At 73.8% G+C, this 12,361-nt stretch carries 11 protein-coding genes; 7 read left to right on the forward strand and 4 right to left on the reverse strand.

Translation table 11 applies throughout. The features are described from left to right. The first annotated feature begins 920 nt into the window (after positions 1–920). Together PV342_RS01555 and PV342_RS01560 are read left to right on the forward strand one after the other, a co-directional pair. Positions 921–1,364, forward strand: a complete 444-nt coding sequence (locus PV342_RS01555; RefSeq protein WP_026251197.1) for a VOC family protein — start codon at positions 921–923, stop codon at positions 1,362–1,364. Between the two features lie 146 nt (positions 1,365–1,510). Beyond that, entirely contained in the window at positions 1,511–2,965 is a 1,455-nt protein-coding gene (locus tag PV342_RS01560; RefSeq protein WP_400796796.1) for a dihydrolipoyl dehydrogenase family protein, read from the forward strand. A gap of 220 nt (positions 2,966–3,185) precedes the next feature. On the opposite strand, the gene PV342_RS01565 is transcribed toward PV342_RS01560, so the two are convergent. After that, the gene (locus PV342_RS01565; protein ID WP_386994432.1) at positions 3,186–3,638 is read right to left on the reverse strand and encodes a universal stress protein; all 453 of its coding nucleotides are present in this window, start codon (positions 3,636–3,638) and stop codon (positions 3,186–3,188) included. A 191-nt stretch (positions 3,639–3,829) separates the two neighbouring features. Continuing rightward, positions 3,830–4,132, reverse strand: coding sequence for a putative quinol monooxygenase (locus PV342_RS01570; protein ID WP_018560121.1), 303 nt, complete (start codon positions 4,130–4,132; stop codon positions 3,830–3,832). A 163-nt stretch (positions 4,133–4,295) separates the two neighbouring features. Here PV342_RS01570 and PV342_RS01575 point away from each other — a divergent pair, with 163 nt between their 5' ends. The 3 genes from PV342_RS01575 to PV342_RS01585 all read left to right on the forward strand — a co-directional run bounded on the left by PV342_RS01575 (position 4,296) and on the right by PV342_RS01585 (position 5,654). Further along, positions 4,296–4,472, forward strand: coding sequence for a hypothetical protein (locus PV342_RS01575; RefSeq protein ID WP_400796791.1), 177 nt, complete (start codon positions 4,296–4,298; stop codon positions 4,470–4,472). A gap of 80 nt (positions 4,473–4,552) precedes the next feature. After that, on the forward strand, positions 4,553–4,732 hold the full coding sequence (locus tag PV342_RS01580; RefSeq protein WP_400796788.1) for a hypothetical protein: 180 nt from the start codon (positions 4,553–4,555) through the stop codon (positions 4,730–4,732). Between the two features lie 70 nt (positions 4,733–4,802). Then, the gene (locus PV342_RS01585) at positions 4,803–5,654 is read left to right on the forward strand and encodes a hypothetical protein (protein ID WP_500315622.1); all 852 of its coding nucleotides are present in this window, start codon (positions 4,803–4,805) and stop codon (positions 5,652–5,654) included. Positions 5,655–5,745: 91 nt separating this feature from the next. On the opposite strand, the gene PV342_RS01590 is transcribed toward PV342_RS01585, so the two are convergent. Further along, entirely contained in the window at positions 5,746–7,401 is a 1,656-nt protein-coding gene (locus PV342_RS01590; protein WP_500315623.1) for a hypothetical protein, read from the reverse strand. A 179-nt stretch (positions 7,402–7,580) separates the two neighbouring features. Here PV342_RS01590 and PV342_RS01595 point away from each other — a divergent pair, with 179 nt between their 5' ends. Next, on the forward strand, positions 7,581–9,434 hold the full coding sequence (locus tag PV342_RS01595) for an MFS transporter (protein ID WP_386994423.1): 1,854 nt from the start codon (positions 7,581–7,583) through the stop codon (positions 9,432–9,434). 48 nt (positions 9,435–9,482) lie between these two features. On the opposite strand, the gene PV342_RS01600 is transcribed toward PV342_RS01595, so the two are convergent. Beyond that, positions 9,483–10,469 (reverse strand): ArsR/SmtB family transcription factor, encoded by a 987-nt coding sequence (locus PV342_RS01600; RefSeq protein WP_386994422.1) that lies wholly within the window; start codon positions 10,467–10,469, stop codon positions 9,483–9,485. A 94-nt stretch (positions 10,470–10,563) separates the two neighbouring features. On the opposite strand from PV342_RS01600, the gene PV342_RS01605 reads away from it, so the two are divergent. Beyond that, positions 10,564–12,051: an alpha/beta fold hydrolase gene (locus PV342_RS01605; protein WP_500315624.1), complete on the forward strand. Its 1,488-nt coding sequence runs from the start codon at positions 10,564–10,566 to the stop codon at positions 12,049–12,051. Positions 12,052–12,361: the final 310 nt, after the last annotated feature.

Genomic DNA, 12,361 nt, shown 5'->3' on the forward strand with positions numbered 1-12,361 from the left:
CCCGAGTACCGGCTCCGCCGATCGGCGCAGCCCTCCCGGGCGCTCCCCGTACGCGCGAGCACCCGGAAGGGCCGGCCGCCCGGGCTCGGCCGCGGTGTACGGCGATCGTCCGCTCGGCGGTCATGCCGTTGACGGTCACGCGCAGACCGCGGTGCCGGTGCGCAGCGCCTTGAGCGCACCGGTGGCGGGGTCGTAGGCGACGACGGGCGCCGGGCCACCGGGACGGTAAGGGTGCCGTCCTGGCTGATCGTGGCCGAGGCGCGGCCCGCGCCGCCGACGGTGAGCGTGGCCGGGGCGACGATGTCCACCGCGCCGGTGCGGGCGTGCACCTCGGCGCGCAGCCAGGACCGGAGTCGCCGGAGGGGACGTCGAGCGGGTCGGCGACCCGGCCGTGGCGCGGGTCGACGCCCAGCATCCTCCAGCCGGTGAAGCCGCCGTTGTCGGGCGTGCTCGCCGGGTTCTTGCCCGAGTGACGCTGTGGCCGCCGTCCAGTTGACGTGCCGTCGGTGTCGCGTTGCCGTGAAACGGTGGTGATCCGGGATGCGCAGTGTGAACATCCGTCACCGCCGCCGCTGTGAGCAGCGGCGACGTCCGCGAGGCGGCGTCCACGCCGTGCCCGGGGCCGGCGGGCGGGGTGAGGCGCGCGGGAACGCGTGGCGGGCGCCCGGGGTCACGGCGTCCCGGGGGTTCCTGGCGCGGGGGCGTCACAGCCGGTGGGGTCATCCCGGTCTTCTCCACGGGTGAGCGCGCGGAGGGAGGCAAGTGCTTGACGAGTCAAAAATTATCCCGGACGGCCCCGGCAGGGCATGCTGGAGGTCCGCGCGTCACCGCCTTGACAGGTTACGTATCGCTGGGCCATGCTCGTCACCAGTCAAAGCGGTGACGAAGTGCGGAACTGCTCGCAGAACTGGGAGAACGTGATGGAACTGAAGCTCGAGGTTGTGGTGCTGCCCGTGTCCGACGTGGACCGGGCGAAGGACTTCTACGCGGCGCTGGGCTTCCGGCTGGACGTCGACTACGTCGGCGACGACGGATTCCGCGTCGTCCACTTCACACCGGACGGGTCCGGGGCCTCGATCCTCTTCGGCGACGGCGTCACCACCGCCGCCCCGGGCTCCGTGCAGGGCCTCCACCTGATCGTCGAGGACATCGTGGCGGCCCGCGCCGAGCTGGCGGCCCGAGGCGTCGGCATCAGCGAGGTCTTCCACGACGCGGGCGGCGTCTTCCACCACGCCGGCGAGACCGCCCGGGTCGCCGGTCCGCACCCCAAGCGCGCCAGCTACGGCTCCTTCGCGACGTTCACGGACCCCGACGGCAACGGCTGGGCGCTCCAGGAGGTCACGGACCGCCTGCCGGGACGCTGACCCCTCCCTCCCCGACGACCCACCCTCCCCCGAGCCCCCGCGGTGCCGCGGATCCCCCCTCCGCGGCACCGCGGGCCCCTGATCGGGTCCCCTCCGGCCACCTTTGGAAGCAGGTTATGCAGACCGACGGAATGACGGGTCAAGCGATGAGCGGTACTTCCCGGGAATACGACGTCGTCGTCATCGGCGGCGGACCGGTCGGCGAGAACGTCGCCGACCGGACGAGCGCCGCCGGACTGGCCACGGTGCTGGTGGAGGGCGAACTGCTCGGCGGCGAGTGCTCGTTCTGGGCGTGCGAACCCAGCAAGGCGCTGCTGCGGCCCGTGGTGGCACGGGCCGACGCCCGCCGGATACCCGGCCTGCGGGGCGCGGTCGGCGGACCGCTGGACCTCGCCGAGGTCCTCGCCCACCGCGACCGGCTCTCCGCGCACTGGAAGGACGACGACCAGGTGGAGTGGCTGGACTCCGTCTCCGTCGACCTGGTGCGCGGCCACGGCCGCCTGGACGGCCCCCGTCAGGTGGTGGTGGACACGCCGGACGGCGGGACGGTCCGGCTCACCGCGCGGCACGCCGTCGTCGTCGCCACCGGGACCACGACACGGCTCCCCGGCCTGCCGGGCCTCGCCGAGGTCCGTCCGTGGACCAATCGCGAGGCGACGAGCGCCATCGAGGCGCCGGGCCGCCTGGTGGTGGTCGGGGGCGGCGTCGTAGCCGTCGAGATGGCCACCGCGTGGCAGGCGCTCGGCTCCGAGGTGACCATGCTGGTGCGGGGGAGCGGCGGACTGCTGCCCCGCATGGAGCCGTTCGCCGGCGAGATGGTCGCCGGCGCCCTGCGCGAGGCCGGTGTGGACCTACGGCTCGGCGCCTCGGTGACCGCCGTGGCCCGCGACGACGGCCCGGACGGTCCCGTACGCGTCACGCTGGCGGACGGCGGGACGGTGGTCGCCGACGAGATCCTCTTCGCGACCGGCCGCGCCCCCCGCACCGCGGACCTCGGCCTGGAGACGGTCGGCCTGACCCCCGGCGACTGGCTGACCGTGGACGACACCTTCCTGGTGACGGCCGTCGCCGGCGGCTGGCTGTACGCGGCGGGCGACGTCAACCACCGCGCCCTGATGACGCACCAGGGCAAGTACCAGGCCCGCATCGCGGGTGCGGTGATCGGGGCGCGGGCCAAGGGCGAGCCCGTCGACGACCGCAGATGGGGCGCCCACGTCGCGACCGCCGACACCGAGGCCGTGCCGCAGGTGGTCTTCACCGACCCGGAGGTGGCCTCCGTCGGCCTGACGACCCGTGAGGCGGAAGCCGCGGGACGGCGTGTGGACGTCGTGGACTACGACTTGGGGCGCCTCGCCGGCGCCGTGCAGTACGTCGAGGACTACCGGGGCAGGGCCCGCGTCCTGATCGACCCGGACCGCGGCACGGTGGTCGGCGTCACCTTCGTCGGCCCAGGGGTGCAGGAACTGCTCTACTCGGCCACTGTCGCCGTCGCCGGCGAGATCCCGGTCGACCGGCTGTGGCACGCCGTCCCAGCATTCCCGACGATCAGCGAGGTCTGGCTGCGCGTGCTGGAGACCTACCGGGACATGCGGAAGGCCTGACGCCACGGCGAACGCCGAGGACCCGCCTCCCCTCGGGGGAGGCGGGTCCCGACGGCGTGAGGTCAGCGGTGGTGGCGGCCGACGGCACGGAGCACCGCGCCGGCCATGGCTCCTCGCCCCTGGCGTTGGGGTGCGCGGGCGCCGCGGCGCTCGCGGGGGCGAGGGCGCGGACGCGGCCCGTCCGGCTCACCGGAGCCGGACGGGCCGCGAACGGGGCGGGTCAGACCTCGGAGTCGGCGCCCTCGGCCTGCTCCTCGGGGACGAGCAGCACCGCGATGCGGCTGGCGTGGGCGACGGCGTCGCTGACGCGGGGGTTGAAGAAGGCCGCGACCGAGCCGCGGTGATGGGGGCTGAGGACCAGGAGGTCCGCCTTGAACTGCTCCGCTGCGGCGGAGATCGCGCCGGCGACCTCCTGCGTGGTCACGTCGCGGACGACCTCACCGTCGGCCTCCTCGACACCCAGGCCGCGGAGCGTGGCGACGGCCGCGTCGACGACGGCGCCGGCGTCGGAGTCCTCTTCCAGGTTCATGACGGTGTCGAAGGCGACCGCCGAGGCGAGCACGTGCACGACGTGCACCGCGGCGCCGGTCAGCCGGGCCATGTCCCCGGCCGTGCGCAGGGCGGGCTGGGCGAAGGGGCTCGAGTCGACGGCAACCAGAATGCGCTGGTACATGGATACCTTTTCTCTTCTTGCGGCTGAACAGGGTTCGCGGACTCAGTAGAGGCCCGCGCCGGTGGAGCTTTCCTGACCAGCGCTGATGTACGGCGTGAATATTCCGTTCACAGTGTGCGCCGACCCTGGACGCCCTCCGAGGCCCGGGGGGGGTGCCCCCGGGCCTCGTCCCTGGCGTACCCTTCGCCCCGTCAGCCGGGCAGCTTCGCCGCGAGCACCTCGACCGGGGTGATGACGGGCGGTGCGGCGAACACTTCGTCGCCGAGCGCCTCGATGCGCTGCCGCACCTTGCCCCGAAGGTGCGTCTCGCGGTCCTCCTCGGTCTCGAAGGCGTCGAAGATGCGGAAGGAGGAAGGTCCCAGGCGGAAGCCGAACCAGGTGAGCGTCCCCGGCTCCGCGTCCACCAGCGTCTTGGCGTCGACGAGGAAGCGGGCGACGTCCTCCTCCCGCCCCGGTCGGGCCTCGAACTCCACGAAGAATCCGTACGCGGGCATGGCGGTGCTCCCGGTCGCCGGTGGGACGGCCCCTCGGGGCCGCTGGTGAGGGCGACGCTACCCGGCCGTCGCGGCGTGTTCCGCGAAGCCGGTCCGGTGTTTCGGCCCGTTGCACGAGTCTCGGGCCTGCCGGACCGGGCGGGTGCCCGGCTACGCTCGAGTCGTGAAGAGCGAGCCTCACGACACGTCCGGCCCCGGCCGGCGCCGGCCGGGTCAGGCGGCCGCACTCACCGCGTGGCTGACGGTGATCGGGCTGATGGTGATGGGCGTCCTCGCCCTGCTGCTCTGGCCCTTCGGCCTGCTGCCCGATGTGAGCCTGCTGCCGGTCGGGACCCCCTGATCGCAGGTGGCGGTGTCGTCGGCTCGGACCGTGAGCGTCCTCGCCGGTGGGTCCCGGCCGCCGCGGCCGGCATCTGCGTCGTGGCGGCGACGGCAACGCTCGGCGCCACCGTGGCCCGGCTGGTGTCGCCACCCGCCGCGGACCTCGGTCCGCACGTCGGCATCATCCTGGGATTCCCGCCCGCCGCGGCCGTGTTCACCTGGGTGGGCAACCTGGGGAACCCGCCCGCCCCGCCCGCCGCGGCGGGGCCGGACGCCTGACGGAACCCGTTGCCGGGGCGGCACGTCACATCGGCGGGGTCCGAGGGGGCCCGCTGCCCGGGGAGGCGTCATGAGACCGTTCGTGCTGGTGGGAGTCGTCTGCCTGGTGTGGGGATCCGCCGGTTGCGGGTCGCTGACGGTGTCCGGAACGGACGGCAGCGCCGACGCCGCCGCACGCATGCGGAAGGTCGCCGAGGCCTGGGAGGGCTCGGAGGCGGCGCGATCCTGGCGCGAGGGCTTCTACCCGCTGGAGGACGTCGTCCGCCTGCCGGACAACGCGTTCCGCACCGACACCGACAAACTGGCCTACCTCGCGAGGAACTTCGAGCACCGCGGACCGCTGCCCCGCACCGAGCGGGAGGGCCGCATCCGCTGGGCGGACGGCACGTCGAGCCCCGTCACGCCGATGACGGCGCGGGAGACGTACGACCTGATCGACGACGGCCCGCAGGGCCGCGCGGACCCGTTGACCGTCACGAAGGCCACCTTCGGCGAGATGACCCTGCTCACCAGCCGCGGCCGGGCCCGCGTCCCCGCCTGGCACTTCACGCTCGAGGGCTACGACACCCCGCTGGTGCGCGCCGCGGTCGACCCCGCGCGGCTGCCGCGCTCGCCGATCGCCGCCCTTTCCGAGGCCACCGACGACGGGTGGCGGCTGTACGGGCTGCGGAAGGTCGCCGGGGACGGCCGGAGCGTCACCGTCCTTGCGGGGCACGGCGGCTGTGACGACGGTCCGGCCGTGGAGGTGCTGGAGACCCGTGACAGCGTGGTGCTCCGCGGCACGGTCCCCGGCAGGGACGACGGCCTGTGCACGAAGGAGCTGCTCATCGAGCCGGTGACGGTCCGTCTGGACCGGCCGCTCGGCGGACGGCTCCTGCTCGACTCCTTCACCGGCGCGCCCATGGCGCTCGCCGGGCGGTAGACCTTCCGCCGCCCCCCGCGGTCACCCCTGTACGACGACGGCCGCCGCGCCCCGAGGGGTGCGGCGGCCGTCGCGTAGTGGCGGTGCGGCGTCAGGCGGCGCTCCTGCGCCGTACGAAGACGATGATCACGGCGCCCAGCCCGAGGGCCAGCAGCGCGGAGCCGCCGAGGAGCAGTGCGCCGCCGGCGCCGGTGAAGGCGAGGCCGCCGCCGGAGTCACCGCCGGAGGACGAGGTGGCGTCGCTGCCGGACGTACCGGTGGAGCCCGCGGTGTCGTCGCCGGAGGCCGTGGGGTGCGGGGTGGCCGACGGTCCGCCGGAGGACCCCTGCGATCCGTCGCCGCCGCCGGTGGCGTTCAGGACGATCCAGGCGGTGTTGTTGGACTGGTTGGGCTCCACCGGGTTGTCCCACGTCGGCAGGGCGACCTTGCCCTTGGCGTTCTTCACCACCTTGTCGATGCGCAGCTCGAACGGGAAGCTCAGCTTCGTGTTCTCCAACAGCGGGGTCTCCACCCAGCACAGGTAGCCCTTGACGCCCTCCTCGATGGTGGTGAGGTTGCAGTGCTCGGGGCTCTTGGTCACCTTCGCGCCCTCGGGGACGGCGACCGAGAAGGCGATCGACTCACCGCCGCTGCGCAGCGCGCTCAGCCAGGCCGGTCCGTCGTTGCGGAAGCCGATCTCCGCCTTGACCGTGTCGCCGGCCTTGTCCTGGGCGGAGGCGCCGGTCAGCACCAGGTCGTACGTGTTGGTGGTGGGCAGGTCGAGATCGGAGTAGCGGGCGTAGTCACCCGCGGAGGCGCCGGGAAGCTCCTCGAGGGTCAGCGGCGCCCCGGTGCCCGGCGTGTAGCCGTCGTTCTCCAGCAGCGCCTCGGCCTTCTTCGCGCCGACCGCGGAGAAGCCGTAGGCGAAGCCGTCCCTGAGGGCGAACGCGGCCGTCTTGACCTTCAGCGGTTCGGACAGGGTGTAGGCGGTGCCCGCCTTGTACGTACCGGGGAAGGTGCAGATCGCGTCGGTGCCCTGGTACAGCAGCGACCCCTCGGTGGTGTGCTTGTAGGCGCAGTTGCCGTAGCTGTCGGGGAAGCTCAGCCCGCGCGAGCCGTGGAAGTGCAGCACGGTGCCGTCGGCCGCCATGCCGCCGACGTTGCGGAAGCCGACCGGTGCCTCGTACGTGTCGCCGGCAGCGAAGCCCTTGGGCTCGGACAGCTTGCGGCCCCGCAGTTCCGGGCCGCCGACCAGCACGTCGATGGTGAGGGGCGCGAAGTCGACGCCCTCGCCCTCGCCGGTCACCTTGATGGTGCCGAAGTCCCCGGCGGCGCTGTCGGCGTCGATGTCGAGGCGGATGCCGCCGATGCGGTTGTAGGCCTCCCCGGCGTTGATCTCGTAGCGGTCGCAGACGGCGGTCAGGCCGGTCGCGTCGCAGGGAAGTTTCACGGCGGCGACGCCCTTGAGGCCGCTGGCGTCGATCTTGATCGTGTACGGGCCCTGGTGGACGACCGGGATCACCCCGTCGTCGCCGGGCTCGTCACTGCCGGGCGCGGCAAGACGCAGTACGACCTGCGGCTGGCTCGGATCGTCGTCGTCACTCTGGAGCGAGAGATCCACGTGGTTCTCGCCGGTGATCGCCACCGGCAGCGGGGCCCCGTCCTCGGCGAACGCGGTGGAGGCGGGGCCGAAACCGGCGGCCAGGGCGGTGGCCGCCAGGAGTCCGATCGCTGCCCGGAAGACGGATCTGCGGACGGGACGTCTCATCAACGTGTCCTTGTCGGATGTCGGAGTCTGGGGGGTGCGCCGTCCTGGGCACACGCCGGTCAGACCTGCCGGACACCCTCGGCGTTGTACACAGGAAGATCACAGAGGCATCACAGTTGGGGCTGCTGTGCCCCCAGGGATCCCTTTACGTCGGGACCAAAGGCAGATAAGCCGGTCAAATGCATGTTTTACGGCTTCCGGCCGGCGGAATAGTTGCCTCGGCATACGGGGTTGCACTCCCTGTACACCGCACGCACGACCGTCACCACGGTCCTACCTCTGCCCGGAGGCCTCATCCCATGGCGCTCACGACAACCGATCTGCCCGCCCGGAGACCCAGTGGGGCGGTCGTCCCGGTACTCGCCTTCGTGGGCATCGTTGTCGCGGTCATGCAGACTTTGCTCGTCCCGGTCATCAAGGACCTGCCGCAATTGCTGGACACCGCGCCGAGCAACGCGACCTGGGTGCTGACCTCCACCCTGCTCGCGGGCGCCGTGGCCACCCCGATCATGGGCCGCCTCGGCGACCTCTACGGCAAGCGCCGCATGCTCATCGGCAGCCTCTCGGTCATGGTCGTCGGCGCCGTGATCAGTGCCGTCACCAGCGAGCTGCTCACCATGATCGTGGGCCGTACGCTGCAGGGCTTCGCCATGGGCGCCATCCCGCTCGGTATCGGGCTCATGCGCGACATGCTGCCGCGTGAGCGGCTCGGATCGGCGATGGCCCTGATGAGCTCCTCGATCGGCGTCGGCGGTGGCCTCGCGCTGCCCGGGGCGGCGCTGATCGCCCAGCACGCGAACTGGCACGCGCTCTTCTACGCCGCGGCCGGCCTCGGGGTGCTCGCCATCGTGCTCGCCCTGGCCGTCGTGCCGGAGTCCACGATGCGCGCCAAGGGCACCTTCGACCTGCCCGGCGCGCTCGGCCTGTCGGCCGGGCTGATCCTTTTCCTGCTGCCGATCACCAAGGGCAGCGACTGGGGATGGTCGTCCGGCACCACCCTCGGGCTGTTCGGCGCCTCCGCCGTCGTCCTGCTGCTGTGGGGCGTGATGGAGCTGCGGGTCAAGGCCCCGCTGGTCGACCTGCGCACCACCGCCCGCCGCGAGGTGCTGCTCACCAACCTCGCCTCGATCATGGTCGGGGTCAGCTTCTACGTCGTGTCCCTCGTCCTGCCGCAGCTTCTGCAACTGCCCACCGCCACCGGTGCCGGACTCGGCCAGTCCATGGTCGTCGCCGGTCTGGCCGTCGCCCCGCTCGGCCTGACCATGATGTTCACCGCCCCGGTCTACGCCCGCCTGTCCGCCCGCTTCGGCCCGAAGACCACGCTGATCATCGGCCTCCTGGTGATCGGCGCCGGGTACGGCGGCGGCATCGGGCTGATGGACGCCGTCTGGCAGACGATCCTCACCTCGGTGATCCTCGGTGCCGGCATCGGCCTGGCGTACTCCTCGCTGCCCGCGCTCATCGTCGGGGCGGTGCCGGCCTCCGAGACGGGCGCGGCCAACGGCCTCAACACCCTGATGCGGTCCGTCGGCACCTCGGTGTCCAGCGCGGTGATCGGCATGGTGCTGGCCAACAGCGCGGTGGAGGTGAACGGCGTCGCCGTCCCGACCATGCACGGCTTCCGCCTCTCGTTCCTCATCGCCACCGGCGCCGTCCTCGTCGGCCTCCTGCTCGCCTTCGGCCTGCCCGGCCGGCGGACCGGGCTGCGGCTGCGGGCCGGCAGCGAGGAGCAGGCCGCCCCGGCGCCCGCGGAGCAGGTCCTGAGCGGCTTCCGCGGCCGGGTCGTGGGATCCGGGGGCGCTCCGGTAGCCCGCGCCAAGGTCACCCTCATCGACCGCCGCGGCCGGCAGGCCGGCGCGACGCTCTCCGCGGAGGACGGCAGCTACGCGCTCGCCGTCCCGGCCGCGGGCCCGTACGTGCTCGCCGCCCTCGCGACGGGGCACGGCCCCCTCGCCTCGGCGGCCACGCACGCCGGGGACGAGCGGCTGGTCGACCTCGACCTCGCGCTGCCCGGGGAGACCGTCCCGGCGTGACCGGCGCGTGCCCCCGGCCCGCCGTGCGCGGGCCGGGGGGCACCGGGATCAGTTCCTGCCCGTCAGGCGTGATCCGGCGGGGGTACGCCGGTACAGCACCGTCCGCCCCGACCGGGCACGGGTCACGAGCCCGGCCCGGTGCAGCACGCCCAGGTGGTACGAGACCGTCGCCGCACTGAGGAAGTGGCGCGCCGCGAGCTGCGTGGTGGACGCCGGCCGCGCCAGCGCCCCGAGGAGCCCCGCCCGGGTGGGACCGAGCAGCCCGGCCAGCTCGGCCGACGGGGGCGCCGGTGCGGCGGGCCGGTCCCGCACGGGATAGGCCACCATCGGCGGCCGCCGTCCGCCGGGCACCGGGTCCACGACCACCGCCGGCTCGGTCGCCACCAGCGACGGCAACACGATCACCAGGGGAACGGGGATCGCCACCGTGAAGCGGCTGTCGACGCGCAGCGTGCCGCCGGCCCACCTGATCCCCGGGTGCAGCGAGTTGAACAGCCCCGCGGCGCCCTGCCGGGCCAGCACCCCCGCGCACCGGTCGACCTCGGCGTCGAGCGCGGCCTTCGCGTCGGGCCAGTGCGGGGCGAAGGCGAGCTCCCAGTACCGCCGCAACTCCTCCGCGGCCTGCCGGGCGACGTGTCCGCCGCCCCGCGTCATCGCGCGCCGCACCCCGGGCGGCAGCTCCGCTCCGGCCAGCCCGTTGCGGGGGCGGCCGTTGCGCAACGCCTCCAGCTCGTCGAGGACGCGGCCGGGCGGCGTGGCACGGACCCGGTCCAGTTCCTCCTCGACGGTGGGCGAGGGGCCGGACGGATGCGGGCTGAGGAAGTCCGGCAGGTAACCGCCGCCGTCCAGGGCCAGTTCGGACAGCAGCGGCAGCCGCGCGCGGCGCAGCACACGGCGGGCGCGGGTCACCCACGGATCGGCTTCCGGATCCCGGCGCAGGCCCCAGGGCAGCAACGTCGCGGCGACCTCGTGCAACGGCGAGACCACGAAGCGGGAGCGTGCCAGCCCGGCGGCGTCCACGGTGAGTTCGATCATCCTTCTGCCTGCCGTCCTTGCCCCGGGTTGCTTTCGAACGTGCTCGAATCGTGGCACGGACTCTCGCTGTGGCGAGCCCTGTTGGCGCAGTCTGATGGCCGACGGACGACAGGGGCTCGAAGGACACCGGAAGACGGGGGTGCGTGCGATGCGGGCGCTGCGCAGGGCCGGAAGGGCACGGGGGACGCAGAGGTCCGGAGCACGCGCGGCGGTGGCGCTGGCCGCCGCCGGTCTGCTGATGGTGTCGGGCACCTGTACGTCGTCGGCCCAGGACCGGGGCGCCGCGGGGCCGTCCGGGGGGAGCGGGGGGCTCTCCGGCACCGCGGCGTGCCCCGGCCTGGAGGGCTTCAGCTGCGCCACGCTGACGGTTCCGCTCGACCACGGCGGCACGGTGCGGGGCCGGCTGGGCCTGAAGGTCGCCATGGCGGACAACGCGAACGCTCCCAAGGGCGTCCTGCTCTTCCTCACGGGCGGCCCCGGGCAGCCGGGCGTGCCCTTCGTGGAACGGATCGCCAAGGCCATGGGGCCGGTGCTCGAGGACTACCGCCTCGTCATGATCGACCAGCGCGGCACCGGCGGCAACGCCCTTCAGTGCCCCGAACTGCAGGCGCAGATGGGGTCGTCCGACCTCACACCGCCCACCGCGGGCGCGGTACGGGACTGCGCGGCTGCCATCGGCCCCGACCGCCGCTTCTACAGCACCGGCGACACGGTCGCCGACCTGGAACTGCTCCGCCGCGCACTGGGCGTGCGGAAACTGACCCTCGACGGGGTCTCGTACGGCACGTACACCGCCGAGCGGTACGCCCTGGCCCACCCCGGGCGCGTGGCCCGGTTGGTGCTGGACTCGGTGGTGCCGCAGACGGGTTACGACCCGATGGACCTCGCCGCCATGCGGGCCGCGCCGCGCGTGCTGACGGACGCGTGCGACAGCATCGGCTGCACCACGGACCCGGCGGCCGACCTCGCCGAGGTCGTGGACACCTACGACAACGGCGTCGACGTGCTGGACGCCCTGACCACCTGGGGGTTCGTCGACGCGGACTACGCGGAGATGATCGACGCCCTCCACCAGGCCGCCGAGGGGGACCCCGGACTGCTGGGCGGCCTCATCCAGGGCGTGCGGCAGGGCAGCGCCGCGAGCGCGGAGGAGCTCAGCCAGGGACTCCACGCCTCGACGCTGTGCCTCGACGGCCGCTACCCCTGGGGCCGGTCGGACGCCCCGCTCGCCGGCCGCCGTGCCGCGCTGGAGAAGGCGGGCGCCGAACTCACCCCGGCCGACCACGGCCCCTTCGACGCCGCCACGGCGACCGGACTCGGCTCCATGCTCAGCTGCCTCGACTGGCCCCGCACCCCAGCCCCGCCCCTGCCCGCCGCGCACCGCCGCCTCCCCGGCGTCCCGGTGCTGCTGCTCGGCGGCGACCGGGACCTGTCGACACCCGTGGAATGGCTGTACGACCAGAAGAAGCTGACCCCGGGGGCCCGGGTCGTCGTGGTCGCCGGCGCCGCCCACTCCGTCCAGAGCCGCGCCGCGAGCGACGAGGGCCGCCGGGCGGTCCACGACTTCCTGCTCGGACGGTGACGGCCGCGCGGGCCGTCCCCGGCGCCGTGTCCGGAGATCCGGATGCGGCGCCGGGGCCGTTCGCGGCCCCCTGCGGCCCGTGACCGAGCCGCGAGGCCGCGTGCGGGCGGTAGCGGGCGGGGCGCTCAGCCGTGGGGGTGGTCCGGGGCGCCGTGGATCCGGCGGGAGCCGCGGGCGTCGTCCGTCCAGCTCGGGCGCGTCCCGAGGAAGGAGAGGTCCACGGCGGAGGGCTCGGCGGAGTCGCGGAGGCGTTCGCCCTCGTCGCGGGTGAGCCGGGTGTACCAGGTCGTCAGATCGTGACCGCCGCCCG

Origin of the sequence: Streptomyces sp. PA03-3a (genome assembly GCF_033792735.1) — a bacterium.
Taxonomy (GTDB): Bacteria; Actinomycetota; Actinomycetes; order Streptomycetales; family Streptomycetaceae; genus Actinacidiphila.

Excerpts from the sequence above, each read along its gene's own strand:
- PV342_RS01605 (WP_500315624.1), top strand. The coding sequence starts at position 10,564 with ATGGCCGACGGACGACAGGGGCTCGAAGGACACCGGAAGACGGGGGTG.
- PV342_RS01595 (WP_386994423.1), top strand. The coding sequence starts at position 7,581 with ATGCATGTTTTACGGCTTCCGGCCGGCGGAATAGTTGCCTCGGCATAC.
- PV342_RS01570 (WP_018560121.1), bottom strand. The coding sequence starts at position 4,132 with ATGCCCGCGTACGGATTCTTCGTGGAGTTCGAGGCCCGACCGGGGCGG.
- PV342_RS01560 (WP_400796796.1), top strand. The coding sequence starts at position 1,511 with ATGAGCGGTACTTCCCGGGAATACGACGTCGTCGTCATCGGCGGCGGA.
- PV342_RS01565 (WP_386994432.1), bottom strand. The coding sequence starts at position 3,638 with ATGTACCAGCGCATTCTGGTTGCCGTCGACTCGAGCCCCTTCGCCCAG.
- PV342_RS01600 (WP_386994422.1), bottom strand. The coding sequence starts at position 10,469 with ATGATCGAACTCACCGTGGACGCCGCCGGGCTGGCACGCTCCCGCTTC.
- PV342_RS01590 (WP_500315623.1), bottom strand. The coding sequence starts at position 7,401 with ATGAGACGTCCCGTCCGCAGATCCGTCTTCCGGGCAGCGATCGGACTC.
- PV342_RS01555 (WP_026251197.1), top strand. The coding sequence starts at position 921 with ATGGAACTGAAGCTCGAGGTTGTGGTGCTGCCCGTGTCCGACGTGGAC.
- PV342_RS01585 (WP_500315622.1), top strand. The coding sequence starts at position 4,803 with ATGAGACCGTTCGTGCTGGTGGGAGTCGTCTGCCTGGTGTGGGGATCC.